Origin of the sequence: Rhodococcus (subgen. Prescottella) equi, from assembly GCF_003013675.1 — a bacterium.
Lineage (GTDB): Bacteria > Actinomycetota > Actinomycetes > Mycobacteriales > Mycobacteriaceae > Prescottella > Prescottella equi.
Window position 1 is genome coordinate 5110268 of sequence record NZ_CP027793.1, and the last position, 25750, is coordinate 5136017.

24 protein-coding genes and 2 pseudogenes are annotated in these 25750 nt (G+C 64.9%); 7 read left to right on the forward strand and 19 right to left on the reverse strand.

Going from position 1 to position 25750, the window contains the following annotated elements; all coding sequences use genetic code 11:
• Positions 1-7: 7 nt before the first annotated feature.
• From C7H75_RS23705 to C7H75_RS25765, 5 genes are all read right to left on the reverse strand, one after another.
• On the reverse strand, positions 8-994 hold the full coding sequence (locus C7H75_RS23705; RefSeq protein WP_106851928.1) for an NYN domain-containing protein: 987 nt from the start codon (positions 992-994) through the stop codon (positions 8-10).
• A 233-nt stretch (positions 995-1227) separates the two neighbouring features.
• Positions 1228-2691: a glyceraldehyde-3-phosphate dehydrogenase gene (locus C7H75_RS23710; RefSeq protein ID WP_005516774.1), complete on the reverse strand. Its 1464-nt coding sequence runs from the start codon at positions 2689-2691 to the stop codon at positions 1228-1230.
• Between the two features lie 298 nt (positions 2692-2989).
• The gene (locus tag C7H75_RS23715) at positions 2990-3532 is read right to left on the reverse strand and encodes a putative immunity protein (protein WP_013417611.1); all 543 of its coding nucleotides are present in this window, start codon (positions 3530-3532) and stop codon (positions 2990-2992) included.
• Positions 3533-3772: 240 nt separating this feature from the next.
• Positions 3773-4201 (reverse strand): hypothetical protein, encoded by a 429-nt coding sequence (locus C7H75_RS23720; RefSeq protein ID WP_106851929.1) that lies wholly within the window; start codon positions 4199-4201, stop codon positions 3773-3775.
• 322 nt (positions 4202-4523) lie between these two features.
• On the reverse strand, positions 4524-4691 hold the full coding sequence (locus C7H75_RS25765; protein WP_013417613.1) for a hypothetical protein: 168 nt from the start codon (positions 4689-4691) through the stop codon (positions 4524-4526).
• An 837-nt stretch (positions 4692-5528) separates the two neighbouring features.
• Between C7H75_RS25765 and C7H75_RS23725 the strand changes: the two genes are divergently transcribed.
• The gene (locus C7H75_RS23725; RefSeq protein ID WP_084848337.1) at positions 5529-5861 is read left to right on the forward strand and encodes a MerR family transcriptional regulator; all 333 of its coding nucleotides are present in this window, start codon (positions 5529-5531) and stop codon (positions 5859-5861) included.
• 306 nt (positions 5862-6167) lie between these two features.
• On the opposite strand, the gene C7H75_RS26390 is transcribed toward C7H75_RS23725, so the two are convergent.
• The 3 genes and pseudogenes from C7H75_RS26390 to C7H75_RS23735 all read right to left on the reverse strand — a co-directional run bounded on the left by C7H75_RS26390 (position 6168) and on the right by C7H75_RS23735 (position 7268).
• Positions 6168-6290, reverse strand: a complete 123-nt coding sequence (locus C7H75_RS26390) for a hypothetical protein (RefSeq protein ID WP_262510150.1) — start codon at positions 6288-6290, stop codon at positions 6168-6170.
• Between the two features lie 114 nt (positions 6291-6404).
• Positions 6405-6551, reverse strand: a pseudogene (locus tag C7H75_RS26500) (Rrf2 family transcriptional regulator); the annotation flags it as partial.
• A 177-nt stretch (positions 6552-6728) separates the two neighbouring features.
• Positions 6729-7268, reverse strand: coding sequence for a TetR/AcrR family transcriptional regulator (locus C7H75_RS23735; protein WP_013417616.1), 540 nt, complete (start codon positions 7266-7268; stop codon positions 6729-6731).
• Positions 7269-7367: 99 nt separating this feature from the next.
• On the opposite strand from C7H75_RS23735, the gene C7H75_RS23740 reads away from it, so the two are divergent.
• Complete coding sequence (locus tag C7H75_RS23740; RefSeq protein WP_041674479.1) at positions 7368-7775, forward strand: nuclear transport factor 2 family protein; 408 nt, start codon at positions 7368-7370, stop codon at positions 7773-7775.
• Between the two features lie 354 nt (positions 7776-8129).
• Here C7H75_RS23740 and C7H75_RS23745 read toward each other — a convergent pair whose 3' ends face one another.
• A complete protein-coding gene (locus C7H75_RS23745) occupies positions 8130-8462 on the reverse strand; it encodes an SdpI family protein (protein ID WP_159025992.1) in 333 nt (110 codons plus the stop codon).
• 150 nt (positions 8463-8612) lie between these two features.
• On the opposite strand from C7H75_RS23745, the gene C7H75_RS26095 reads away from it, so the two are divergent.
• Positions 8613-9008: an IS5/IS1182 family transposase gene (locus C7H75_RS26095; RefSeq protein WP_041674480.1), complete on the forward strand. Its 396-nt coding sequence runs from the start codon at positions 8613-8615 to the stop codon at positions 9006-9008.
• Positions 8983-9279, forward strand: a complete 297-nt coding sequence (locus C7H75_RS26100; protein WP_197535462.1) for a transposase — start codon at positions 8983-8985, stop codon at positions 9277-9279. Before C7H75_RS26095 ends, C7H75_RS26100 begins: the two co-directional genes overlap by 26 nt.
• A 911-nt stretch (positions 9280-10190) precedes the next feature.
• Here the strand turns inward: C7H75_RS26100 and C7H75_RS25770 are convergent.
• The 5 genes from C7H75_RS25770 to C7H75_RS23780 all read right to left on the reverse strand — a co-directional run bounded on the left by C7H75_RS25770 (position 10191) and on the right by C7H75_RS23780 (position 15464).
• Positions 10191-10955, reverse strand: coding sequence for an SDR family NAD(P)-dependent oxidoreductase (locus tag C7H75_RS25770; RefSeq protein WP_159025993.1), 765 nt, complete (start codon positions 10953-10955; stop codon positions 10191-10193).
• Positions 10956-12200: 1245 nt separating this feature from the next.
• A complete protein-coding gene (locus C7H75_RS23765; RefSeq protein WP_041674481.1) occupies positions 12201-12680 on the reverse strand; it encodes a carboxymuconolactone decarboxylase family protein in 480 nt (159 codons plus the stop codon).
• 317 nt (positions 12681-12997) lie between these two features.
• Positions 12998-13252 carry an Atu4866 domain-containing protein gene (locus C7H75_RS23770; RefSeq protein ID WP_106851931.1) on the reverse strand — a complete coding sequence of 85 codons (255 nt, stop codon included), beginning with the start codon at positions 13250-13252 and terminating at the stop codon, positions 12998-13000.
• A 50-nt stretch (positions 13253-13302) separates the two neighbouring features.
• On the reverse strand, positions 13303-14700 hold the full coding sequence (locus tag C7H75_RS23775; protein ID WP_106851932.1) for an amidohydrolase family protein: 1398 nt from the start codon (positions 14698-14700) through the stop codon (positions 13303-13305).
• Between the two features lie 29 nt (positions 14701-14729).
• The gene (locus tag C7H75_RS23780; RefSeq protein WP_013417622.1) at positions 14730-15464 is read right to left on the reverse strand and encodes an Atu4866 domain-containing protein; all 735 of its coding nucleotides are present in this window, start codon (positions 15462-15464) and stop codon (positions 14730-14732) included.
• A 182-nt stretch (positions 15465-15646) separates the two neighbouring features.
• Between C7H75_RS23780 and C7H75_RS23785 the strand changes: the two genes are divergently transcribed.
• The 3 genes from C7H75_RS23785 (at position 15647) to C7H75_RS23795 (ending at position 18695) form a co-directional block, all read left to right on the forward strand.
• Positions 15647-16870, forward strand: a complete 1224-nt coding sequence (locus C7H75_RS23785; protein WP_106851933.1) for an MFS transporter — start codon at positions 15647-15649, stop codon at positions 16868-16870.
• Positions 16867-17697, forward strand: a complete 831-nt coding sequence (locus tag C7H75_RS23790; protein ID WP_013417624.1) for a helix-turn-helix transcriptional regulator — start codon at positions 16867-16869, stop codon at positions 17695-17697. Before C7H75_RS23785 ends, C7H75_RS23790 begins: the two co-directional genes overlap by 4 nt.
• Before the next feature lie 245 nt (positions 17698-17942).
• A complete protein-coding gene (locus tag C7H75_RS23795) occupies positions 17943-18695 on the forward strand; it encodes an SDR family NAD(P)-dependent oxidoreductase (RefSeq protein ID WP_106852064.1) in 753 nt (250 codons plus the stop codon).
• A gap of 378 nt (positions 18696-19073) precedes the next feature.
• On the opposite strand, the pseudogene C7H75_RS23800 reads toward C7H75_RS23795, so the two are convergent.
• The 5 genes and pseudogenes from C7H75_RS23800 to C7H75_RS23825 all read right to left on the reverse strand — a co-directional run.
• Positions 19074-19289: pseudogene (locus C7H75_RS23800) on the reverse strand (transposase); the annotation flags it as partial.
• Positions 19290-20014: 725 nt separating this feature from the next.
• On the reverse strand, positions 20015-22561 hold the full coding sequence (locus C7H75_RS23810; RefSeq protein ID WP_106851934.1) for a TniQ family protein: 2547 nt from the start codon (positions 22559-22561) through the stop codon (positions 20015-20017).
• A 340-nt stretch (positions 22562-22901) separates the two neighbouring features.
• Complete coding sequence (locus C7H75_RS23815; RefSeq protein WP_317047803.1) at positions 22902-23765, reverse strand: ATP-binding protein; 864 nt, start codon at positions 23763-23765, stop codon at positions 22902-22904.
• The gene (locus C7H75_RS23820; protein ID WP_159025995.1) at positions 23762-24688 is read right to left on the reverse strand and encodes a Mu transposase C-terminal domain-containing protein; all 927 of its coding nucleotides are present in this window, start codon (positions 24686-24688) and stop codon (positions 23762-23764) included. Before C7H75_RS23820 ends, C7H75_RS23815 begins: the two co-directional genes overlap by 4 nt.
• 328 nt (positions 24689-25016) lie before the next feature.
• Entirely contained in the window at positions 25017-25721 is a 705-nt protein-coding gene (locus tag C7H75_RS23825) for a helix-turn-helix domain-containing protein (RefSeq protein ID WP_217451366.1), read from the reverse strand.
• Positions 25722-25750 lie beyond the last annotated feature (29 nt).

Consider the following 25750-nt stretch of genomic DNA (forward strand, 5'->3'; position numbering starts at 1 on the left):
CCGCGGTTCAGGACTCGTCGTACCTCTCCCAGAAGCGCGCTCGCAAGCGGTATCGGATTCCCTCGTCCAGGTCGTACTTCTGCATCACGTCGCAGGCGTCGAGCAGAAGAGCTCGGTCGATGTCGTGGGGGATCGACGGTTTCGCCCGCAGGAGCTCCAACTGGTCTGCAGCAGTGGCACTCTCCTGGAACGAGGCGATGACTCGCATCACGACCTCGTCGATCAACCGGTCGTGCTCGGGGTTCTCGGTGTGGCCGTATCCCGGCAGTGCCTGCGCCTGAGACCCGGTGGAGACGCTGTAGGCGAGCACGCTGGTCGGCCGCGCCGGTGCCGGGCTGTGCGGGAGGGACGCGAGATCGAGCGGGGTGCGGGTCGGCCGCGCCGCCGCCACCGTCGCGGGTGTCGCCGACACCGTTTCCGGCGTAACGGGCTCGGGAACCGGTTGTCGATCGACCTTGAGGACGGCGTCGTCGACCGCGGCGCCTTCGATGATGTCGAGTTCGTCCGCCGCCCGCACCAGGTGCCGGCTCACGCCGTGCGGCTTGCCCTCGGCGGACGGCACGGCGAACACCACCACCTGGACTCCGTGGACCTGCGCCTCGTCCACTGCCTCTGTCAGATCGTCGTCACCCGACACGAGGAAGAACACGTCGGAGGCACCGTTGCGCGCGTGGGCCACGAGATCGAGGCCGATCCGCAGGTCGACACCCTTCTGCTCGCCGTTGACCCCGAACCGGCCCAGCCGGAGCTTGACCTTGGAGAGCTCGCCGATGCGCTCCTGCTGCGGATCCGGAACACCGTTGCGAGCCGAGTCGTACCAGTGCACGCGCAGAACCGGCAGTCCCGACCGGGCCTGCGCCGCGTCCACGAGTGAACTGACGAGCTTGGCGTAGTCGACGTGGATCCCACCGCGGAGCGAGGTGCCGGTGACCCGGGTCGCCGCCGAGGCGAGCAGGTACCCGGCATCGATGTATAGCGAGCAGGTCGACCGCATCCGCTCACTATGGCACGCGGACCCGACGCCCACGGTGAACTCGCTCGACAGCGCAGACCGCCGACGCTTCTACGTCGACAGGAGCTGGACGGGGCTTCGATTCGACGTGCCCTGACCGCGGGGGTCCGCCAGGCTCGTGGCCGGCCGGGATGCGAGTGAACACGGCGAATGATCACCCGCATCCCGTCCGGACGAAGCTGCGATCCGGTGGGTCGTGACGCGGACCCGGGACGCTAGGCGACCACTTCGGCGGCAACGGCCGCGTCGACGGTCGGGTAGATGGGGTACTCCACGCCCGACAGGTACTGCACGGTGCGCACCACCTGGCACGAGTAGCCGAACTCGTTGTCGTACCAGACGTACAGGATCGCGGTGTCGCCTTCGACGATCGCGGCGTTCGCATCGATGATGCATGCCGCCCGCGAGCCGATGAAGTCACTCGACACGGCGTCGGTTGCCGCGGTGTAGTCGAGGTTGCGGCTCAGCACACCCGTGAGCGACTCCTGACGAAGGTGCTCGAGCACTTCGTCTTTGGTGGCCTCGCGGCCGAGCTGAAGGTTGAGGATCGCGACCGACACGTCCGGCGTGGGCACGCGGATCGAGTTGCCGGTGATCTTGGCCTTCAGATCCGGGAGCGCCTTCGCGATCGCGGAGGCCGCACCCGTCTCGGTGAGGACGAGGTTGAACGGCGCGGACCGACCACGACGGTCGGCCTTGTGGAAGTTGTCCAGCAGGTTCTGGTCGTTGGTGAACGAGTGCACGGTCTCGACGTGGCCACGCAGGACGCCGAACTCGTCGTCCATGGTCTTCAGCGGCGGGACGATCGCGTTCGTGGTGCAGGACGCGCACGACACGATGCGCTCGTCCGGATCGATGTCGCGGTGATTGACGCCGTGCACGATGTTGGGGACGTCGCCCTTGCCGGGCGCGGTCAACACCACCTTCGCCACACCGGGGCGCAGGTGCTTCGACAGCCCGTCGCGGTCACGCCAGATGCCGGTGTTGTCGATCAGGATCGCGTTGTCGATGCCGTACTCGGTGTAGTCGACCGTCGTCGGATCGTTGCTGTAGATGAACTTGATGACGTTGCCGTTGGCGATGAGGGCGTTGTTCGCCTCGTCGACCTTGATCGTGCCGTTGAACTGACCGTGGACGGAGTCACGACGCAGCAGCGACGCACGCTTGACCAGATCGTCCTCGCCACCCTTCCGGACGACCACGGCACGCAGGTTCAGGCCGTTGCCCGAACCGGCCTTCTCGATGAGCAGACGCGCCACGAGACGGCCGATACGGCCGAAGCCGTAGAGGACGACGTCCTGCGGCCGCGCGGGGCTCGTCTGGGCGCCACCGACCAGGTCGGCGAGGCTCTCCGCGACGAACTCGGGGATCGGCACACCGGCGCCGTGCGCGTGGTACGCGGTCACCAGCAGACCGAGGTCGATCTTCGACGGCCGCAGATCGAGGTCGGTCAGCGCCTCCAGGAAGGGGAAGGTCTCCTCGACCGAGAGCTCGTCGCCACGAATCTGTCGGGCGAAGCGGTGGGTCCTCAGGATCTTGATGACCGACTTGTTCACCAACGAGCGACTGTGCAGCAGAATGGTCACCGAGTGCTTACGGTGCAGACCGCCGATGATCGGGATCATCGCTTCGGCGAGGGCTTCCTCGGAGTTCCACTGCGTCAGTTCCGCTGTGCTCACTGCGTTCCTCTGTCTTTCTGGCTCATTGGCGTGCTCGGTGGGACGCCAGGCTGGATGAGACGCACGTCATATGCCGGTATGGCGGAGAACGGCGTGTGCGCACCCAGCATATTGAAGCGTCTCGGCGGGCCTACCGGCACCACACATGCAGCGCCTCCCGGAGCTGTCAGGCCGCCCCGGATCAGCTTGCCAAGCCACCGGCTCCGGACGAGTCCCGGACGGGTTTACCGGGCCGGCGAAGGGGGGCAGCGTGGCGCCTGCGGCCGCGTCATCGGGTCGAAATCCCGGCGTCCCGGCCCTACCGGCTCGTCGCGCGGAGAGCGGCGTCGAGGGCACACATCAGCTCCGCAACGCGGCCCTTCCCCGGTTGCGCGGCGGGATACCGGCCGAGCACGTCGGTCAACGTGAGTGTGGCGCGCTGCCGCGCCCGCTCGATCAGCTCGTTCCCCACGTCGGCATCGTCGCCGGCGTTCAACTCACCGATGCGCGCCGCACTTGCAGCGGCGCGCAGGATGTGACCGACCTGGTGAGACTTCGCGATCGGGTGGAGGTAAGCGGCGGACGCCGCATCGCCGGCAGCGCGAGCGGCCAGACGGGCCGCCTCGGTGGGCGCCTCCTTCGCCGCCCGGTGTGCGTCCAGCGACGTCCGGCGCTGCAAATTGGTCCTCCTCGCGCCGTTGACGAACTCCCACGCCGCATCGACGGCTGCACGGGGCCGCGGGTCATCGGGACTCACGGCCTCGAACACCGGCAGGACTTCCTCAGCGCTTTCCACCACGTACCGCGCGACACATCGCAGCTCCTCGATCGTCAGCTCGAAGTCCCCGGAAACCACGGTCATGACCCCAGCCTCTCACCGCGCGGGCCTACGGCGGGCCTCCCGCGGCGTTCCGGCGGGCAGCTCGCGCGCGGCGGCTGTAGATTCGGGTCAGCCGACGGGCTCGGCACGCTTCGGGCGATGGCTCGACGGTCGCGAAGAGACGGCTGGCCGACGCTTATCGGTTCGCCACCAGCGCCTTCTGACGGCTTGTGAAGACGGTCGAGGAAGGTAGGGGGCGGCTGTGCTCGCGTTGCCGAGTCGCTACTCGCTTTCGCTGACGGTGTCTGCTGGTGCGGATCCGACCACTTCTACCGTAGGGCGTTGGCGATGTTCTTCGCGCGCGAACTCGCCGAACTCGGCGTCACTGGTAATCCAGTCCGAGGAGTGCTGCAGGGTCTCGAGTGCGGAGTCGAAGGCGTCGATCAACCAGGATTCGCATGCGCTGGCCAGCACCAGCGGTGCTCCGGCGTTCTCCTGGCAGATTCGGATCAGCCACGCTCCGGAAGTGTCCGGATCGTCCGACAGGCCCTCCGCGGTGTTGGCCGCGAGAAGGAAACGGTTGTGCGCGAGATCTACGCGGATGGCATAGCGGCCGTCGAGGTTCACGACGTTTGCCGGATGATGCGTGGCCTCCGCCAGCGCAGCCAATGCATCCGCATATCGTGCTGCGTGTTCGCGTCTTCTGGGCATCAGTTGATCCTACGAAAGAAACACCCGCAGTGCCACGCCCACAGGGGACGGCACCGCGTCGCCCTGCGCAGCGCCGTCCCGTTCGCGTTCGTCACACTGTGACGCCCGCGCTGTGCGCCATCTCGATACCGCACAACTCAAGGGTAAATGCCACTTCGACCACCGACGAAGGTGATGGGCCCACCTGTGTTGAAGTCGTGACGACCTCGGTCGTCAGTCTGGAAGGGCCCCGGCCTGGGGCGTGCCGCGGCCAGACTTCAGGCGATGTGCCGGAGTAGTCGAGCGCTGCGCGGAGGTACCCGCCCCGGATGCAGCAGGATAGCTACTCGCAGCAACCGGCGTCTGTGTCGTGCCAGTACGTGAAGGTGTGGGTAACCGTCCTCGGATCCTCGTGCGTGAGTCGCGCTTGCAGCGTCAGGTCGGTCCAGTTCTCGACCCGATGCTCGTCGAGGTGGGCGATCGCGACGTCAACGGCTGCGGCGTCGGACAAGCCGGCGGGGAAGGTTGAGACTCAGTCGCACGATTCCCATGGCTGCAGCCTAAGCGCTCAGCAGATTCGGTGCGCGCCTCCCCACCGTCTCGCGAGGGCGTGTTCCTACCGACGCACCATCACCCCTGTGCCCGTTGAAGCCCGCCACCCGACCACGCACCTTCCGGAAGGAAATCCAGAGAGTTTGTCCTCCCCCAGTGGTGGACACGTCGCAAATGGGCGGCAAGGTGCGAAGTTGATGGATCTCTTCGGTTGGTGTCGTGTCGGTGAGGGCTGAAGGGGACGACCGCAGAGTCGAAGGTGAGGCCCAGCATGTCTGCCAATCTCTTTCAGCTGCTCGTGGTGTTGATTCTCGGACTCGGCGTCGGCGGTACGCTCTCGACGATCGTCGGCGTGCGTGTTCGTCCGCCTCGACCAAGTGCATTCACGTCCCGTCGTCGGCGCCGTCTACGCCGCCCCGGATCGGGGTAAAACCTGAACTCTCGAAGTCGCCTCAGCGGACTCTCGCCGAGCCCGGATGAGTTCGGTGTCCACGCCACCGGTGTGCACTCTGGGATGCGTTGGGGCCGAACCGTAGTCGTCCGGCGGCGAGCTTTTCGACGGCGAGGCCGCTACGGTACTTTCGCGGGTGGCTAGTCGGATCGCCACCGATCGTGGTTGGACAACAAGTTCGGACAACACCGCTCGTGGCGGAGGGCAGTGGGTAAGACAGGCTGTGTAAAGCCCGCGGGCGAAACGCGCTGTCGACGGCGTCCCGGGTGTGCCAACTCGGACTGACAGTGCACACACCTCTGAGCTGCCGGGACGAGTCGGTCGACGGCTGGTAGTTTGCACTCCATGGATTTGCGCGAGCACTGGCGAGAACCATCGTCGGATCGCTCGCGTGGCGTGTTCGGAATCTCGGTGATATCCGAGCTCACTGGGGTCGGCCCACAAACGTTGAGACTGTACGAGCAGCGAGGGCTGATCACCCCGAGCCGAACGTCTGGCGGTAGGCGCCGCTACAGCCACGCCGATCTCGAAGTGCTCACCCGAATCACCGAACTGGTCGACGCCGGCGTCAATGTCTCCGGCATCAAGCTGATCCTCGCTCTCGAACAGACGAACCTGAGACTCCAAGAGGAGCACGTCGAACTCCGCAGCCGCGCCGAGGTTGAACGACGCTCGTAGGTGTCCGACTCTCCCCTCGGGCGACGCGCCCCGCCTGCGTTCCGAGTTGCCCCCTCCTGCAACACCATAGCGCCGAACACAGTCATAACCGTGTTCACTGTCAACACGCCGACGTGTACGACCGGTCGGGCGCCGCACGGCGCGGCGCGGCGCGGCGAGCGTTCACTACGTCCTCCCGCCACTACCGTCGCCTTTCAAGCATCTGCACAATGACGCCCCGGCGTCGTGGCCGCTAGTGGACAATTGTAGTTACATCAATGGCGGGGGGATGCGCCGTCCTCAGTCAGGGGAAGTGACGGTTTGAGATCAGGCGGCTTTCAAGGCGTCCCGCAGCACGTCCTCCAGCGTGGTCTTGGCCAGCTCCCTACGCAGGGCGGCCTCCACGTCGTCGAACACGGCGGTCATTGCGGGCCCACTACCGTGGCCCACGACGCACTCGGGGTCGGTGTCGCGCGATGCAGGGCGAAGACCGGTCCCGGTTCGATCGCCTGGTAGACGCCGAGCAGGTGATCGCCGCCAGGTCCCGCGCGAGCGTCCAGCCCGCCCCCGCCGTGAATCGGCCAGGCCAGCCTTACGCAGCTCGCTCAGCAGGCGGCGGATCACCACGGGGTTGGTGTTGACGCTTGTCGCGATCTGCTCGGAGGTGGTGACTTCGTGGCCACGCCGCTGATACAGGCCGATCCATGTCATTCCGGAATCAGCCGCCGTGAGCGAGCGCCGACCGACCGCGGCCTGGCCCCGGTCATCGTCAACGAGGTGATGGGGGAACAGATACTCAAGGAGACCGGGCTAGGGCGTGTCTGACAATCACCGAGTCCACGCGATGACGGCATTCAGAACCACGGCGGCGAGGTAGAAGGGTTCCGCTCACGCCCTCGTCACCCGCATGGCCAGCTCGGCCACGCGGCGCAGCTGCTCCTCATCGGCGCCGTCGCGAGCGTAGGACGACAGGCCCACGAGCAGAGCATGGGTGAAGGCGGCGAGTGTTTCGGCGTCGACGCTTGTTTCCGTGTCGATTGCAACTCTGCGCAGCTGGTCTGCGGTGATCGCGCGGTTCTGGTTGCGATTGCCGGTGAGCTCGGGTGCGCTGTTGACGAGGCATCCGCGCGGATGGGCTTCGCTGGCGTACTCCTGGCATGCGCGGTTGAGCATCATCCGCAGCACCTCGTGCGGAGTCGTGCCGGCGGTCCCCGCTGTCGTCACGGACGCGGGGTTGGCTTCATATCGGGCGACGGCCTCTTTGAACAGGGCCTGTTTGTCGCCGAACGCGGCGTACAGGCTCGGCGCGGAGATGCCGAGCTCCTGCGTGAGGTCGGCGATGGAGGTCTGCTCGTAGCCGTGCTCCCAGAACAGGCGTATCGCCTTGTCCAGTGCGGTGTCTCGATCGAAGCTGCGCGGCCGTCCCATGCATTCATTTTATAGGGGTCACTACAGATCTGCTAGCATTCTGTATCGACCACTACACAATGCGGTGGCCGGCGACCACCACGAGAGACAGGACACCTGATGACCCCCACCACTGCAGACGTGACGACCGCCTTCCTCGAGGGCCTCGGCGCACAGGACCCGGAGAGAATGGGCGAGCTGTTCGCGGAGGAGATCGACTGGTTCGTTCCGGGCGATCCGGCGGTAGCGCAATGGGTCGGCGCTCGCTCGCGTAAGAGCGAGGTGCCCGACTACTTCCGTGCCCTGTGGGCCGCTCTCGAACCGGGCAAGAGCATCGTCTCCGTCGAGGCTGTCGTCACCGACGGCGAAGACGCCGTCATCTTCGGTGCGTTCGACCACGTCGCAGCGCCGACCGGACGCCCGTTCCACACCGCCGTTGCGCTGCGCTTGACCGTGAAGGCGGGGAAAATCACGCGCATGCATCTGTTCGAGGACACGGCAGCGACGGCGGCGGCCTTCGCAGCCTAGGTGTACTGAGCCGTCGGGTTGGCGACACTCGGGCTGCGGGCGTGAAGCCCTGGCCCGAGTGGACCCGGCCAGTATCGTCGCGCTTGGAAGGACTTGGGCACGAGCTTCGGTGCACTGTTGGGCGATAGGTAGAACTGATCGGACTGACCGAGGCCAAGATCGTTGGCCCCCAATGAATTACGTCACTAGGGCATGGCCGATAAACGGTAGCGGCGCAGCATGCGGCTGATCACAGCTCAGTGAGGAATCGCCTGTCGACCGTCATCTCGATCCGCCGGGGTCGATATCGGCGCCCGCTGGTAGCAAAGCAGGCGACGTTGGTCAGGACTCGGAATAATGAAGAGCGGGGTCCGATCAACACCGAATCCACTTAGCCGCGGCGTTGCCCTTGATCGCCGCGTAGATCAGGGCGATGAGCACCGCCAGAAGCGCAGCGGGTGCAGCGACAGCCGACGCCACAGATCCGAAACCTGCCACGATACCGATCATGACCTGGATGGACAGTCCAGCAACGGCTGTCCACACCGTCCGGCGCAGAAGTGGCCGAGCAACGCGATGGGACAGCTTCCACGCTGCAGGGCTCGACATCGTCGCCATGGTGCGTATGCCTACAACGGAATTCGGTTTATCGCCGACGATTCGTGGCATAAGTGCAGCGGCAAGGGCAATGACGAGCGTCGACGACATCAGCGAAATCGTCAGACCCAGCAAGTCAGATGACCCCACTACCGGCCCCCTGCCTACGGATTTGACACAACGGACATACCGACTTTCCCGACTGGGGTCCGCGGGGTCCCTCATGCCTGCATGTGAACCGCTGCGTGTGAGCCTGTTCGTGTGACGCGGCTTCAGGTGTTGTCGGATGAGCAGTGGGAGTCGATCTCGGACTCGCTGCCAATCCGGACCGGTCGCCGGGGCCGGCCGTTCTCCGATGCGCGGACGATGGTGAAAGGCGTTGTCTACTGGTATCGGTGTGGGATTGCGTGGCGGGACGTGCCGAAGGTGTTCGGGCCGTGGCAGAGGATCTGGACCTGGCACCGCAGACTCGCCGATGACGGGACCTGGGACCGGGTACTGCAACGCCTGCTGACCGCCGCCGACGCTTCGGGGAAGATCGACTTGGCGGTGTCACTGGACTCGACCATCGCGCGCGCTCATCAGCACGCCTCGAACACCACCCGCCACACAGGGGGATGGGTCGAATTACGTGAATCCTTCGGCCGAGTCGCCTGACCATGCGATCGGCTGCTCCCGCGGTGATCTGTCGACGAAGATCCATCACCTCGTCGACGGCCACGAACGACCGCTAGTCGTGCTCATCTCACCGGGCCAGTCCGGGGACTGCCCGGCCTTCCCGCACCTGCTCGACCACCTCAAAGTTCCCCGTCTCGAAGGCGGGCGGCCACGCATGCTGCCGGATCGGGTTCGTGGCGACAAGGCGTACTCCTCCCGCGTCAATTGGGAGCTGTTGCGTCGCTGCGGAATCGGTGCGGTCATCCTTTGAACCGTCCGACCAAGCCGGGCACCGTCGTCGACGCGGCTCACGCGGTGGCAGGCCACCGGCGTTCGACTCCACCGACTACCGTGGCCGCAATGTGGTCGAACGCCGGTTCTGTCACCTCAAGCAGTGGCGCGGTCTGGCCACTCTCTACGACAAACTTGCCATCGTCTACCGGTCAGCGATCGTCCTGCACGCCTGATCGCCTGGACCCGCCGATTGTCAGACATGCCCTAGCCGTCCTCCTCGTCGAACAGGCCGTCGAGGCCGCGACGAGCGTGGTCGACCACGTAGCCGTTCTCGACCCTGGGAAGGTCGTGACTCGCCGGCGTCGGAAATCGACGAGATCGCGGCGCTGCGGGACGCGTACTGTGGCCTCGTCTGAACCTCACCGCACACACACCCTGAAATGGGAATTCACGGCACGCTTCGCTCGCGACACCGTGGCGCGGGGCTCCCGTTCGGTGTTTCACGGGCAGGAACAGGAGGGAGATAACACATCAGGGATGGGAGCTACGCTGGACGTGGGGCTGTGAGGAGCGTCGGCAGCATCTCCGTCGCTCTCGCTAGCTGCTGCCAAAGGCGGCGAAGACCCCGCACCAGGGGGTAGCACGGGGTCCTCACCGACGCTGCGGCACAGCGCATTCAACGTATCTCACCGGAAGGTTTCACTCAAATCTGCTCGGACAGAACGCATCATGATGAGCATCGACTCATGGTCGCGCCCGTCCGGTTCTGCCCGCTACTGCGATATGCCCGAATCACATCTCGACCGTCATCAGCCCGGAGGTTATCCCCCGGCATGACTCCGCGATAGCACCGTCTTATCCGCTAGCCCTGTGGCGTTTTGGGCAGCAGGCTATCTGGACGAGCCGAGCAGGCTCTGGGTGATCGTCACAATCGCTGATCGGTGACGGTTAACGGCGGATGATGCTCCCGCCATCCACGGGTAGAGCGACACCAGTGACGTAGGAGGAGCGCGGTGAAACCAACCAGACTGCTGCGTCTGCCTGTTCCTCGGGCCGTCCCGCGCGTCCAAGGGGAATCGCGCTCGTACGAGCCTGGTAACCGGCGGGATCCATCTCGGCAATGCCTCGGATCGCTTCGGTTTCAGTGCTTCCGGGGCATAGTGCGTTCACCCGAATGCCGAATCGTCCGTTCTCGACGGCCGCAGATTGAGTCAGGCCGATCACGCCCCACTTTGCGCCGCCGTAGGCCGCGAGTCCGGCGAGTCCGCTCAGACCAGCAGTCGACGCCGTGTTCACGATCGCACCGCCGGCGTTCTGCTTTCGCATCTGGATGATTTCTGCCTTGAGGCAGTAAAAGACACTCATGTAGTCGAGTCGGATTGTGTGTTCGAAATTCTCCTTGGTGTCCCTGTGGAGTGGACGCCCAGCGCTTCCTCCTCCGGCGTTGTTCATCGCGAAGTCCAGTGAACCGAAAGCCTCCACAGCAGCTTGGACCATTGCGAACACCGCGTCTTCGTCAGTCACATCAGTGTGGAGGTACTCCGCAGTTCCGCCTGCACTCCGGATACGTTGAACGGTCTCCACACCTGCTTCGTCATCGATATCGGACACCAGCACGTTCGCACCCTCACGGGCGAGACTTTCGGCCATCGCTCGGCCGATTCCGTTGGCGCCGCCGGTGACAAGCCCACTTCGTCCATCCAAGAGACCCACTACTTCTTCCTTTCTCCGCGGCCACGCGCGAATCCCATCCCGTGACAACTCGTGGCCCGAGAACGATAGATGTCCATGTTTGCTGTCACCGAGACGATTCCACTCAACGGAAATTCGAGATCGCCGAATCGTGCAGAGGACACTGGAACCCCCTGCCTTAACATCGACTGCACGGAAGCCGACGACAGCAAGTCCGGTTCCCGGACGCATCTTCGAGTCTATCGGCGTGCACACGCTGTGGCGTGATTCGGGAATGCACGGTTGCTGGCCCATGCCTCCCAGCCTTCGCAGACGCCGACGGCCGCTGTCTCGCTTCTTTCGCTGAGCAGACAGCCTGCCTAGCGGAGAGCGGCGGCCGCACAGTCGCCGCCACGCTACTGCCCAGGCCGATACTCCTGAATAGAATCGCGGCCACGTACGGCTGCGAGCCAGCATCACCAGCGACTCCGAGCGCCGAGCGAAACCGTGTCCGAGACCTGGGTTCGCGGGATCTTCCGCCGCATCTCGCCGCCGCGGCCCCAACGCCCATTCGTGAACGTCGGGATCCACAACAGTGGTGGCTCGGGCGGTCGTGGGAAGCGCCACGAGCAAAAGGGATCACCGCTCGACGTCACCATCGTCGGGTGCGCGCCAGTGTGAACGATCATTGAGCAATCTGGGGATACGTCCGTCCGGCATGGTCCAGGCCGGTCGGCGGGAATTGTCGGCGACAGGTTTGGCCACGAGTAGGAAACGCTATCGCTGACCCGCGGCGAGTTCGACAACCACGCCGCCCGGGAGATCTGACAGCCGTCGGGCCGCCCACTAAAGCTGTCCCACTCCTTCGCAACAACATCTGCACGGCCGCTTCAAGCCTCCTCCCGGCTGCCGGCGCCGGTGTCGCGGACGGCATGCCGGAATGCCATGCATCCGGGCCGGGCCCGACGCTCCGAGGACGGTGTCCGCGGTCCGCTCGAGCAGGACGCCGATCTACTCCACAATAGTCTCGGCGGCCTCGACGATCGCGTCCTGCGGCACTTCCCTCGCACCCACACCGCGCAGCGTAGGTCGGATCCGGAGCTCCGACCTCTGCGCTCCAGTACCGTCCCTTGATTCGAGCCCTAACCGAAGATCCGGGTTTCGGTATCGGTGCCGGACAGCCCTCCGTGAGCCGACCGCCGGATGACGCTGAGGTGCTGGGGTAGGTATCCCGGCAAGCTGAAGGGCACGCGACAAGACCCGCTCGCGCGGGGTTCGACAGATTCGTCAGAGTTCCGGGAGGGCGCACACCGTGTCGAGGCCGAGGACGTGGTTGAGTCGGCCCGAGACGATCCAGGAGCCGATGGACATCGTGAGCTCCACGATCTCGCGCTGGTCGTAGCGCTCGGCCATGCGGGCCCAGAACTCGTCGTCGAGGTTGTGGTGGTCGAGCGCGTACCGCTGCGCGTACTCGGCGGCCAAGCGAGTCCGGTCGTCGAATACACCTGTGGTGCGCCAGTTCTCGACGGCCTCGAAGAAGCCGTCCTCGACCCTCTCGCCCTCGCGTTCGGTGCGCCAGTCCATGCAGACGATGCACCCGTTGATCTGGGCGATGCGCAGACGAGCGGCCTCGAACTCGCGCAGCGCGAGCGTGGACTGCGTGTAGACCGCGCGCGACAACCTGGACGCCGCGACGCCGATACCGGGAACCATCTCGCCCCACACGTATCCGACGGGGTCCTTGCCTTCGGGGATGTCGATTCTCAATTGTCGGGTCCTTTCCGTTGACTCCAGTCTGCCCAGCGCCGACGATCCTGTCTCCGGAAATCCCAGTGATCGAAGATCGCAGCGCGAGCCGCATCACCGCACACTCCGGCGACCGTGTCAGCGCTGGTCGACGTGCGCCGTGAAACGAACAGTCCCCGCAAGATCTACAACTGCTGTAGACCTTGCGGGGACACAGAGGGCGACCTGCCGCATTGGGATCCTGCAGGTTGTGGCGGTCAGGTATTTTCACGACGCTGCTCGGTAGGAGACCCTATGGGATCTGCACTCGGTAGGAGCCGATCCAGGAAGAGTTACGTCTACGGGAGCGTTCGAGCGGCCGCCTCTCGGTACATGACCATGCCCGCGTGATACAGGACGTCGTCGCGAAACTCGCCGTCTGCGGAGAAGCCGGTGTCGTCGCGGTAGTAGATCATGGCGCCTTCGATCCGATACGCGCCGGTGTAGGCGGCCTCGCGGTCGCCGCGAGCTTCGACGTAGCGGCCTTCGGGGAGGAGGCGTTGGCGGATGTGCCCGTCGGCCGTTACCCATAGCCCGACGAACGAATGCTGCATTGCTGTAGCCCTTTTCGTGTCTTCAGCGTCTCCCGTGTCTCCGGTATCCCTCACAGTGCCGCCACCCGCCGGGTGATGTCGTCGCGCGAGCGGACGACCTCGGCGCGAAGTGCGTCGATGTCTTCGCCGACCAGCGATCCCGCCCATTTGCGAGGATTGCCGGCGACGAGAACGGTGTCGATGTTGCGGGCATCCGAGCCGAGTACCAGGGTGCCGATGGCGTCGTTGAGGGGCATGTTGTTGATGTCGTCGGCGCGGACGATGAGGAGGTCTGCGTCTTTGCCCGGGGTCAGCGAGCCGGTGACGTCTCCGAGTGCGTTGGCGCAGGCGCCTTGAAGGGTTGCGAAGTCGAGGACGTCCCGTGTGGTGATCTTGCTGCGCGACTCGTCGGTGCCGTAGGTGGCGTTGGTGGCGCGCATCCGCTGGATGGCGTGCAGGGCCCGCATCTGGGTGAACATGTCGCTGGCGAGTGCCACTTCGACGTCGATGCTCAGGCCCGGGCGGATCCCGGCTGCGAGGGCTTCGTCGACGGCGGGGACCGCGGTGTCGAGACCGATCTGTGCGTCGGATGTCGGCGCGAGCGACACCGTGACCTCGGCATCTCCCATCGCCGACCAGGCATCAGGAGTGAGCCCGGTCGAGTGGATGAGGGTGAGGGTCGGGTCGAGGATACCCATCCGGGCCCACCGCAGAATCGCCTCCGACGAGGGCACTCCGAAGACGGCGTCGATGCTGGTCCACACCCCTAGGTCACGGGCCACGGCCGCGAGTTCGGGCCCGTATGCGATGGCCGGGCCGGCGATCTCGTCGGTGGACAGCGCAGCGAGTCGCACGGTGACGAGGCCGTTCGCGGCGCCGTGGAAATCGCTCACCAGTCGGCCCATGTCGGCGGGCCACTGACGGTCCCACTCACCGAAGTGCGGACCCATCGAGGCGTGTACGCCCCGGATTCCGGAGTCGACGAGCGCATTGAGCGCCGCATCGGAGTGGGCGGTGCTCCGCGAGTTGTGGGAGAAGTCGAGCATGGTCGTGATGCCCGAGTCGAGCGCGGTCAACGCGGCGAGGCGGGTGCCGACGTGCATGTCGTCGGGGGTGTAGCTCGGTGCGATGCCGGAGAGCGTCGACATGACGTATTCGCCGAGGTCGCCGACGTCAGGGATGCTGCGGCGCAGTTGCGCTTCCCAGGCGTGGCGGTGGGTGTCGACGAAGCCGGGGCACACGATCGCGCCACGGGCGTCGACGACGAGCGCTGATGCGGCAGCAGCGCCGTGGTCGGGGTCGGAACGGAGGTCGAGTCCAACGGCAATGATGCGCGAGCCGACGAGCAGGACATCGCCGGAGTCGAGATCCGGAACATCTGGGTCCATCGTGACGACGGCACCGCCGCTCAACAGGATCGGGCGGCCGCTGGTGCGGGCGGCGTTGAAGTCAGCAAGGGAGGTGTGCATGTGGGTCTCTCCTCAGTCTCAAGTCGCGGTCAGGACCGGTGGAAGGTGTATCCAGCGTGGTGCAGGGTTCCGTCGATGAATTCACCGAAGGCCCAGAAGCCGAGGTCGTCGCGGTAGTCGATGCGGTCCCCGGTGATCCAGAAGGAACCTTGGAAGGCGTGCGGTCGCCCGCCGCGGGTTTCGTCGTAGCGGCCGTCGGCGGTCAGGTGCTGATGCACGAAGTCGTTCTCGTCGATCCAGGTGCCGAGATACTGGTCCGAGGGTGCGTTCGCGACAGCGGGCGCTTCAGCGGCGTCGCCGGTGTTGACACTCTGCCCGCCCCAGAGAACCACGTCGCCGGCGATGACCACCGTGGACGCGGACTCTGGGGCGCCGAGGAATCGGCGGAGCGCGGCGGATGCTGATTCGTCGGAGTCGATGGGCAAGATCGCGAAACTGGCCGGATTGCCGGGTGCAAGCGCGGTCGGCGACCGGAACGAAGCCTCGCGGTGGCCGCGCAGCTGAGCGATGTCGATGTCCATCGGCACGATGACGTAGCCGTCGCAGTCGATGACGATGGCGCCGTCGTCGTCGGCCGCGGTGAGTAGCCCGGGCCCGATGCCGACCACGCGGGAGCCGCCCAGAAGAACATCGCCGCGGTCGAAGTCACCGATCAGTGAGTCGTCGGTGATGACGCGGGCGTTGCCGAACAGAAGTGGGCGGTGCCCGGTGGCGCGGTTGGTGTTGATCAGCTCGAGCAGTTCAGGGCTGAAGGGGGTGTTCATGTGTGCTCCAGAATGGCGATTCGAGGGACGCCGGTGTTCCCGGCGAAATCCACTATCGGGCTGGATGGGTGACTGGAACAGGCCGGTGTGTACCTGGGTGCGCTACGGCCTGGTTCATGCTCCCTAGGGAGGAGAGAGTCGAATCCTGCCGATCTGCGGCATCTCTGAAAGGACTCGCTCCCATGACTTCACCCGCACTCTCGCGAATGCGCAGTGTGGTCACTGTGGCGGTGCTGACGGTGACGGGCATCCTCGCCGTCGGACAGACCTATGTTGTGCTCGGTCTCATCGATTCAATGGCCGACAGCTTGCGCGTCCCGCCCTCAGCTGTGGCAGCGTCGACCACAGTCTTCGGGATCGCTTACGCCTGTGGGTTTTTGGCCGCCGGACCGCTTGCCGGGCGCTTCGGCGCCAAACCTGTCCTGCTCGTTGGCTTGGTGTGCGCCAGTGCAACGGCGCTGGCTGCGGCCGCGCCGACATCGATCAGCGCGGAGCTGGTAATCCGCGCGGGGCAGGGTTTCGTCACCGCTGCTTTTGCGCCCTGTGCGTTGGTGTACGTAGCGCAGCAGTTTCCCGCGCGTCTTCGGACCGTCGCCACCACTGCCTTGACAACCGGGTTTCTGGCATCGGCTGTGGTCATGCCCTTGATCGCCGGTCCGGCGGCCCACTTGTGGGGCTGGAGAGGTGTATTCATCGCGAGCGGAACGGGCCTGGCAGTGTGCGCCGGCGTACTTGCGGTCACACTGACCGAAGGTGCGGTTGCGCCCGTACCGATGACCCAGGCGTTGCTCGTACTTCCCCGAGTCATTCGCCGCGGACGGATGATCGCCCTGTATCTCGCGACCGCGGCGGTGCTCGGCGGTTACGTGGCCCTGTTCACAACATTGCAGCTCAGTGATTCTGCCGTCGTCGCGGGCTTCCCCGGCGGCCTGCAAGGTCTACGGATCGCCACCCTGCCCGCCCTTGTTCTCGTGACGGTGGCCGCAAGTTTTCTATACGGCGTTCCGGCTCGCCACCGTGCCGTTGCAGGGTTCCTTCTCGCCGCGATCAGCGCAGCAGTCGTCGCCACGCAGACCGCTACCGCGATCGTCGCCATCGGCGTCGTCGTCTTCGTCGCAGCGATCGCGCTCACGACGCCTGCTCTGGTCGCGCGGATCGTGGAGATAGCCGCACCGGAACAGACCGCCGGCGCGACTGCTTGGTACGGCGCCTTCATGTTCCTCGGCGGAAGTATCGGCCCGGTGATCGCGGCATCTGCCCACCGCGGCAACCTGACTGTCGCGGCTTGCGTCGTGGTTGCAATCACACTGTTGGGTGCTGTTCTGGTCGCCTCGGTCAACCGACCTCTGCCAGGGTGCGCCACGGCCTGCCAGACCCGACACCGAGAAGCTAGCGTCGTCTCATGAGCTCGACCGAACTGGGAACGTTCCTCAAAGCACGACGCGGCCACGTGCAGCCGTCGACCGTGGGCATCAAGGCCCAGCCCGGCCGCCGCGTCTCGGGGCTCCGCCGCGAAGAAGTAGCCATGTTCGCCGGCGTCAGCGTCGACTACTACACCCGGCTCGAACAGGGCCGCGAGCGAAATCCTTCCCCCGGGGTGCTCAACGCTCTGGCGGGTGCGCTCGACCTCGACGCCGATCTGCGCGAGCATTTGTTCCGCCTTGCCGGTCTGGCGCCGGCACCGCGTACGCCGATGCGCGAGACCGTCGACGATTCGCTCCGTCAGCTTCTCACGTCGTGGTCGCACACCCCCGCGCTGATCATCAACCGCCAGTTGGATGTTCTCGCGTATAACGACCTCGCTGGCGCTCTGTACAACGGTTTCGAACGCATCGACAACATCGCCCGTATGACGTTCCTCGACCCCTTCGGGCGCCGGTTCTTCACCGATTGGGAGCGCGCTACAACCGCCTGCGTCGCGAATCTTCGGCTTGCTCTCGGCCACATCGGCTCCGCAGACGACGTCCGGGCACTCATTCTCGAGGCACACGCTGCGAGCGCAGAGTTCCGCGACCTCTGGAACCGGCACGACGTGAGAGGCAAAACCCACGAGGCCAAGGCATTTCGCCACCCCGATGTCGGCGACCTACTTCTCGAGTACAACGCATTCGATGTCCGCAGCGCTCCCGGCCACCAGCTGATCGTGTACCAAGCACTGCCCGGATCACCGAGCGCCGACAAGCTCCAACTGCTGGGAGCCCTCGCCGCAACAGCGAGCCTCGATCTCCCGTAGATCGTCGTTCAACCTGGCAGGGCCTGCCTATACATCAGGGTATTTCGATTGTGACCCTTGGCAAATAGAGCGGCGGCGTTTGAGGGCGCTGGTGCCCCCTGTAAGGACGGTGCCCAGCCCAAGCGAGTTGGATACTGTTATCTATCGGCGAACCGGCCTCTCCATGAGGAGATCACGCCTTCTGGTGGACGGCGAGATGACAGGTCATCAGTGGGATACCCACCGCGAAGGAGAAGATGCAGTCCATGCGAAAGGTTCTGGTCACCGGCGCGTCGAGCGGCATCGGCCGCGCCACCGCCCATGCATTCGCCGAACGCGGTGACACCGTGGCAGTGCACTATGCGACCGACCGAAAGGGCGCCGAACACACGAGGTCAGAGCTGCCCGGTGAAGGGCACACGCTCGTCAGCGGTGACATCGGGGATCCGGCGCAAGCACGAAATCTCGTAGAGCAGGCGGTCAGCGCACTCGGTTCGTTGGACGTGCTTGTCAATAACGCCGCCGTTGCGCCGTCCGCAGTCAACCGTCACCCGATTGCGGATACCAGCTACGACGATTGGTGCGCCGTCTGGACCCGGATGGTAGATGTGAACCTTCTCGGCGCTGCTTGCGTGACCTGGGCAGCGGCCCAGCACATGACCGCGGGTGGATGCATCATCAACGTAGGCTCGCGCGGGGCGTTTCGAGGCGAACCCGAGCACCCCGCCTACGGTGCCACCAAGGCTGCATTGCATGCGCTCGGACAATCGCTGGCTATCGCCCTGGCACCGCGAGGAATCGCCGTGAGCAGCGTCGCACCCGGATTCATCTCTAGCGAACGTCAGCAACCGAAGCTCGACAGTCACGAAGGCACCGCACTACGGCAACAGAGTCCCCTCGGCCGCGTGGGGACACCGGCCGAAGTGGCCGCAGCCATCGTCTATCTCGACTCACCCGAAGCCCAATGGGCCACCGGAACGATCCTGGACCTCAACGGCGCTTCCCATCTTCGAACATGACCGCCCGGACGCCAACGATCTCCACGGGCCATAAGCGCACTCCTATCTATAGCGGAGCTCTCTTGCGCCATTATGGCCCACGGCTGGTCCCAACTCCTGGTGTTGTCCACGCCGACGTCACCGTCGGCGACCAAGCCTGGCCGTCCTCGCCATCGATGTCCTTCGGCAGCGCCGGGCGGGGGTTGTCGCATCGGGGACACCCAGTGCCCGTGCCTACGGTCGGTCACCTTTACACGCCTCACGGACGTGTCGACGGAAGTAGGAGACGAGCTTCTCTTAGGTCAGGGGCAGCGTCAGCGCATCAGAGTCACCGGTTTGGGAGGGACTATCCGGATAACGGTGGATCCGGTTCTGGCAAACAGGTTTAATTCTCACTCGGGGTGATCGGTCTTCGAACGTGATGGCGAACGCGTTCAGCGCTGGCTTCCACCTCGCTGCCCATCGTGCTCTCCCTTTCCCGGTCCGGTCCAGGGCTCGGGTCGCGAAATACAGACACATCAGCGCGGCCTGCTTAGTGGGGAAATGGCCTCGGGCTCGGACGGCGCGTCGGCACCGTGCGTTGATGCTTCCGATCGCGTTGGTGCTGCAGATGACTCATCTGATCTCGGGTTCTTAGTTTGCAGGACATTGCTGTGGGGAAGCTGAACTTTTCAAGCGCGCTGAGGATCGCCGTAAACGGGCCATACCGCCGCAGCATTGGGTGAATATCCCAAAGGCGGCACCGGCGGCCGACGATGGCGTGCGAGCGCCGTGTCGGGGGGTCACGGGCAGTTCCGGCGCCAAGGTCACCCGGCCGCAGCGCGGCTTTCGCCCGAGTATCGTCGCGGTTGGGGACGCCCGAGTGCCGAGGAGTTCGCCAATGGCCGACGCAAAACCAGCGTCAGAGGTTGCCGCACGTCGGCTTATCACCGACCTGCGAGAGCTGACGGGTTCGAAACTGGTCGCCTACCTTGCCGGTGCTCGAGACACCCGCATTGTCAGGACGTGGGCCGACGGCACAAGCCCCATCCCTGATCAGTCAGTCATCAGCCGACTACAGGCCGCACTGGTTGCAGCGCAGACCCTGGTGCAACGTGACAGCCCTACCGTCGTACAAGCATGGTTCCTGGGGCGCAATCCGGCACTCGGAGATCGGCCCCCGCTGAAGTGTTGCGCACCGCCGACGTCGACCGAAGTCTCGATGCGGTGATCACGGCCGCGCGGGAGTTTGCTGCAGGCGGCGCCAACTCCTGAGGGGCGTCTGTCTGATGGAATGGGCGCCGGATTCAATGGACGAGCTAAAGCCCCCGGCTTCGTTGCAGCGGACAGAGTGTTGTCGGTCAGTGCGACGCCTTCTCCTCGATCGCAGTCTGGTACTGCTCAAGGAGGACACGGCCTTCCGCGGTCGGTGTTCTCGCTGCTCGATCCCACAGCGATGATCCCGCTTCGTGTTCAAGTCGGGTGAGCTGCGTGCTCAGGACCGATGCATGGGAACCGATCTCGTCAGCCGCGCCTCCCATCGAACCGCGAGCGACAATCATGCGAAAGCGCTCCAGTCGTGACCACGCTCCGCGTCCTGTGAGGACTCGGTTCAGTGGCGCTCGATAGTGGGCGGCTTCTTGTCGAGCGCGGATCGCTTCGATTCTGCTTCCACCGCCGCGTGGCCGGTTCGGTATTCCGTATGCGGCAGTGAGTCGTTCGATCGTCGACTGACTGACGTGCGCCTCGGCGGCGATCTGCCTGTGTGTTCGCCCATCGACCACATAGCGACGGTACAGCCAGTCTCGATCAATGGCGTAGCGTGCCTGACCCCTTGGGTCGAGTATGGGCATGTCGAGTTCACGGAGTCGACGCGCTATCAATCTTCGATCGATCCCGGTTTCGGCGGACAGTTGCCGTACGGACCGGATACCCCGTGTCGCCCATTGGTCGAGCGCGCTTCGGCTGAGCACCGACCGGACCTCGCGGTATCGGCGTGACGAGTTCGGAACCGTCCGAGGTTTGGGTTCTTGGTACGGGCGTGGATGGTCGACGTGTATGCACCGTATGTGATCTCGCGTTGTTCCGAACAGCTCGGCGACGGCCCCGCAAGACAGCGCCCCTTCTGCGATGGCGGTGTGGACGGCGCCCACGTCGAGCGAGTCGGGATAGGTGCCGGGCAGATCCAGCCCGTCGAGGATGGAGGTCGGGGGCTGCCAGGTTATGGGTTCGTCGGTGATGCCGAGGCTGGCGAGGTAGTCGCGGGCGTAGCCGTGCAGGGCGCCGGCGAGCCGGGCGTCCATACGGAAGACGAATTCTTCGTAGTGCATGCGCAGGGCGTTCGAGGGCAGGTGAAAGCGTTTGGGTGCCTGGCTCAGTGAGGTTCCGGTGAGGGTCGTGTAGAGGTAGCAGCGGGCCGCGCGGAGTTTGGCGCCTCTCATGCCGGCTTCGAGATCGTGGTCTCGGCACAGCGCGAGCCAGGTGCGCTCGGGGAGCAGTCGTGGCCCAACGAGTTGGCGTCGCCGTCGGTAGTCGATCACTGGTTCGCTCTCGTCGAGGTAGTCGGCGATCCGGCAGATGGCGTCGAATCCGGCCTTCCCGCTGTTCTGTCGTAGGCGTTGGAGCATGTAGCTCGTGCGCCCCGGATAGTGCGACGACAGTCGCGAGGCATGCTTCTCGAGTTCACGTTCGAGACTGCCGGGTAGCAGTAGCGCGACGCTCAGAGCTTCCCGAAATATCTCGGAGGTGATCCCGGGGTTGAGCATCAGCGAGATCCTTCGCCAGCACAGTTCGGGAATCTTGCGGTGTCGCGCTGCAACGATTACGGACTGTGTTGGGCGGCGGGGAGTGGGTGAAAAGGCACGCAGGCGTAGGGCATCGACGTGCGCGATGGTGTCTGCGTAGATATCGATGACCGCTGACCGGAGCTTGTCGGTGGCGAAGTTCCAGTCGTCGACGTATTCCAGGGGTGTGGTTGCCGAGCGGGTATCGAGGTCGGCTTTGACGAGACTGCGGAGGGAGGGCGTTCGTCGCCCTTCGACGACAGCATCGACGACCTCCACCGCAGCGGTGAGAGCGGCGGCCGCGAGGACAGCATCTTGTTCTGGAAAGAGACCTCGAAGACGTTTGATCCGTCCCGTCGTCCGAGCCTCGGTCAGGGCGGCAGCGAAGCGTGCGCCACATTGCCTGACGGACTCCGGCCGGGCCTGTGCCAAGATCCGTCCGCTCACAGTCGCCAGATCAGCCAGGATGGCGCGCGCCGCCGCATCGCCGGGTTCCTGCGCCTCGATCAGGTCGTTGATCCACAGTTGGGCGGCGAGCACGCGACTGCCGACCCGCAAGGTCGGCGTCTTGGCGCAGGACAGGTCGGCTCGACATCGCACCCTCCGAGGCTCACCGGAGATTCGGGCGTTGCACTGCTGTGGTGGCACGGCGGACCCGATGCCGCGGTAGCTGTGGGGAACTGCCCCGCATACCGGGCATCGGTCGGCCAGCAGGCACCGATGCTTCAGACAGACGAAAGACCAGGACAGGCGCCACGACAGCTGCCAGCGGCCACCGGTTTCCTTGAGGCATTTGTGGCAGTAACGGGTGCCGGTCACTCGTGGCATGAGTTCGAACCGGGAGATGCGCCGCTGCCCGTCCACGAGCACGATGGCGCGTCGGTCGTATCGAGTGAGGGTCATCGAGTGCAGGATCTGTGGGTCGACTGCGGCGGCCCAGCTGATGTCCTCGGCCTCCGCCGGAAACAGCCGAACGGTGTAGTCCCGGTAGGCACGCCCGGGGATGCCGAGCGCCTTCAGTAGCTCACTCGGTGTTGCCCGTAGCCGGTCGGCGTAGGCCCACAGCCAGCTGTCGAGAGATTCCCCCGGCGCAGGTGGGAGGCGGAGGGGGATTGTCCGCAACATCAGGAGCCCCTGCTGCCTTTCGGCGGGCACATCGATGTCGCGCGGTCAACGCCGGATCCCGTGTGTGCCCGCGTGTGGGACTGTGGGCAGGACCGGCGGCCGGGAGAATCCGCCTTGCCACGGTTGCGGCTGGTGAGCAATCCCTGTTCCATCGCCGACTGCAGCGCAACCCGGGCTCGCTCTGCGGCTTCGTCGATCGCCACCTCGTCGAGCAAGTCCCTTGTCAGCTCCTCACGTTCGGTTCTGACCGCGCGGTAACAGCCCCGGGTGATCAAGGACATGAGTGATCCGATGTGCCCGGTGCTTCGGGCGAAGAGGTAGTCGGACAACTCGTCAGCGATCATTCCTTTGTCGCGACGGGCGAGGATGAGGTTTTCTTCGATACCGAGTAAGAGCCGCCGCCAATCTGTCCGCCCGGATCTGGTCGAGATGTCGGTGCAAGGGTCAACCGTGTCCATCGCCGCGCGGTCTGTGCACGGGCCGATGCCGATGCCGTCAGCCCTTCGCTCATCAACCCACGGCCCCGGAGGTCGACTCCAACGAACAGGAACGTGACCGGTAGTTCGTTGGCAAGCCATTTGAAGTGGTTGACGATCGCGAGCCCGTCCTTGCTGCGCGCGTTCAGGAAGTGGACGTCGTCGATGATGATCAGTTGCGTGTCGCAGCTCAGAACGCAGTCGAGCGCCCGCTTGGCGAAAATCGCGGCCGATCCGGTGGTAGCGGGGTGGCCGTAGAAGTCGCAGATCATCATGTTGAGGGTGCGCATGGTCGTGTTCGATGTCAGACCGATGTGGCAGACCGGTATGTGTTGGTCACCTCCGTCGGTGGCCGGCCCGTTCCGTGCGAGCAGGGCCCGGTGGTCTGCGAACCCGAATGCGTCGGCGGTCGTCGTCTTCCCTAGACCCGGATAGGCGTCGAGTGCGATCGCACCCTTGGCGTGGTCGGAGTCTTGTCTGTTGCTGTCAACGATCTCCCACATCGAATCGTGCGCCGAACGCAACTGCGGCGTCGCGAGTGGACCGATGTTGGCGTGCCAGATCCGCCGCTGCTCGTCGTACCGCTCGCGTTCGTTCTCACCGAGGGCACGAAGCTGCCCCCAAGACATGTGCTCCGGTTTGGCCCTCGGCGGTGCGTCAGCATGTCGAAACCACCCCTCCTTGCGGCAGAGAGGATTCCGACTGCGCGCGGTGGAATTATTGCTCATGGTGGTGTCACGAACTCTGTTGCGTCCTTGTAGAATTCCGCTGGGTCGTCGGGGTCGAGCGGCTCGTCACCGGCACTCTCATGGTCGTCGTCCGAGACCAGCTCAGCTCTGTCCTCGAACATCGATCTGATCGGATCGCGATCAGCTTCGCGATCGTCGAGTTCGAGCCGCATCAGACCAGCGGAGGTATCGTCGAACATCTGCACAGCGATCGTGCGTTCACGCCGACTCAACGTGGTTTCCTTGTTCCACCGTGCGAGAAGTTCGATCAGCGCCAGACGATCGTCCGGGAAACGATCGGGGTCGCGTCGAGTTGCCAGCCGCCGCGCGTAGGTCAGGGCGTCCAGGCTGAAGGGCTGCTCGAGGTCACGGGCGTGTTCCCACTCGATTCGATGCCAGCTGTGGTCGTCAGGGTGCTGGAAGTAGATACAGCTGATATCCGCCGGGTCATATCGGATGGGGTACTTACCGTAGTGGCTGCCCGTGTGGGGACTGATTCGCTCGATGAACTCCGCCAGAATGTCGTCGTCGTATGTCAACCCGTGGAAGTCGATTCCGTAGTGGTTGATCTTGCGCCATTCGACGGGCAGAAAATCGTAGACTGCGTCCCTGCTGGTGGGTATTCGGCGATAGCCCGTCGTCGCGACCCCGATGTCGTACATCGCTCGCGGCGACAACGTGAGGTGCGGATCGGCCGGCAGGACCAGGCCGCCGTGGGGACGCTCATGGTAGATCTCGCGGACCCAGCGGCGGATGATCGTCTCGAGTTCGTCGACGAAGTAGAACGCACCCTTCTCGGCGTCCTTTCCCCGGGAGTACAGATCCGGTCCCATGTACCCGTCGAGGTACTCGAGAAGGCCTTGGCGAAGGGTACGGAACCACCGCTCGAGTGGCCCCTTGTCCGACCCCTTGTACGTACGCACGGGCTGAATCGAGATGCCGAATCTTTCCAGCACGAACGAATGTGTTTGGACATGAACACTTTACCGTGATCGATGACCACACATTCGACCGGTATCGCCGCCTCCATCGACTGCTCCGCCGGCGTATCGATCGGCACCAGCAGGCTCTCAGGTATCCCGACGAACGGAAGTTGTGCGCGATCACCTGCCCTGCGCGGGCAGACCACCTCGAACAACACCGAAGCGACATCCGCGCTCTTGGTCGAGATCGGAGCCAGGCGCAACCCGCAGATGATCCGCCCGTACACGTCCATCGCCGCGGTGAGCTCGGTGTTCACCCAACGCCGAGTCAGCCGATCCATCGCGTACACGTCGAGGCGATTGGTGTCGAGGATGACGTACTCCCCCAGCCGGGTCGCGCGCAATTGCCCGTACAGCCCTGCGGCCGACCGGCTATCTCACGACGCCCCTTCGCACTGCCCCGGAACATGTTCCTGCCGCGCGTGATCTCGTCGAGTGCCTCGTACGCACGCGTCCTCCCCGGAACTCTGACGTCTCCACCGCCGTGCTCCGCCCTCAACCGAGCATCGACCTCGAACAACACGTACTTCTTCGTGTGCGAGGACGCTTCGGTCAACTCCGCGCACACCCGTCGGCACATGTCGACCCACCTCGCGTCAAGCCCGGCGAGCGGACCGTGTGCCCTGGTACCGCGGTGATCGATCAAGGCCGCCGGACCGTCCTTCCGGTATTCGGCGGCCCAGTGGCTGACTGTCTTGTCCGAGATGCCGAGTTCTTGCGCCTTCGCTTTGCAGCGCGCTGTCATCGCCACCGTCGGCTGGTAACACGGTTTCGGTTCGCCTGGCCGTGGCACCTCAGAGATTCCTGACCGGTACCCGGTGAGGACCTCCCGTACATGACCGACCTTGTTCCGCCAGGCTTCTCGCTGTTCGTCGGAGAGCCCGTCGATCAATGCACCGCAGTCGTCACCCGCCACCTGCTCCTCGTTCGCGAAGACCGTGGACACGTCGTCCAAGAGTTCTTCGACCGACACAACCATCGCTTTGGTGCTCGAGCGCAGAA

Coding starts and splice junctions, on each gene's coding strand:
- C7H75_RS23705 (WP_106851928.1), bottom strand. CDS start 994: ATGCGGTCGACCTGCTCGCTATACATCGATGCCGGGTACCTGCTCGCC.
- C7H75_RS23715 (WP_013417611.1), bottom strand. CDS start 3,532: ATGACCGTGGTTTCCGGGGACTTCGAGCTGACGATCGAGGAGCTGCGA.
- C7H75_RS23720 (WP_106851929.1), bottom strand. CDS start 4,201: ATGCCCAGAAGACGCGAACACGCAGCACGATATGCGGATGCATTGGCT.
- C7H75_RS23725 (WP_084848337.1), top strand. CDS start 5,529: ATGGATTTGCGCGAGCACTGGCGAGAACCATCGTCGGATCGCTCGCGT.
- C7H75_RS23735 (WP_013417616.1), bottom strand. CDS start 7,268: ATGGGACGGCCGCGCAGCTTCGATCGAGACACCGCACTGGACAAGGCG.
- C7H75_RS23740 (WP_041674479.1), top strand. CDS start 7,368: ATGACCCCCACCACTGCAGACGTGACGACCGCCTTCCTCGAGGGCCTC.
- C7H75_RS23745 (WP_159025992.1), bottom strand. CDS start 8,462: ATGTCGTCGACGCTCGTCATTGCCCTTGCCGCTGCACTTATGCCACGA.
- C7H75_RS23770 (WP_106851931.1), bottom strand. CDS start 13,252: ATGCAGCATTCGTTCGTCGGGCTATGGGTAACGGCCGACGGGCACATC.
- C7H75_RS23775 (WP_106851932.1), bottom strand. CDS start 14,700: ATGCACACCTCCCTTGCTGACTTCAACGCCGCCCGCACCAGCGGCCGC.
- C7H75_RS23780 (WP_013417622.1), bottom strand. CDS start 15,464: ATGAACACCCCCTTCAGCCCTGAACTGCTCGAGCTGATCAACACCAAC.
- C7H75_RS23785 (WP_106851933.1), top strand. CDS start 15,647: ATGACTTCACCCGCACTCTCGCGAATGCGCAGTGTGGTCACTGTGGCG.
- C7H75_RS23790 (WP_013417624.1), top strand. CDS start 16,867: ATGAGCTCGACCGAACTGGGAACGTTCCTCAAAGCACGACGCGGCCAC.
- C7H75_RS23795 (WP_106852064.1), top strand. CDS start 17,943: ATGCGAAAGGTTCTGGTCACCGGCGCGTCGAGCGGCATCGGCCGCGCC.
- C7H75_RS23810 (WP_106851934.1), bottom strand. CDS start 22,561: ATGTTGCGGACAATCCCCCTCCGCCTCCCACCTGCGCCGGGGGAATCT.
- C7H75_RS23815 (WP_317047803.1), bottom strand. CDS start 23,765: ATGAGCAATAATTCCACCGCGCGCAGTCGGAATCCTCTCTGCCGCAAG.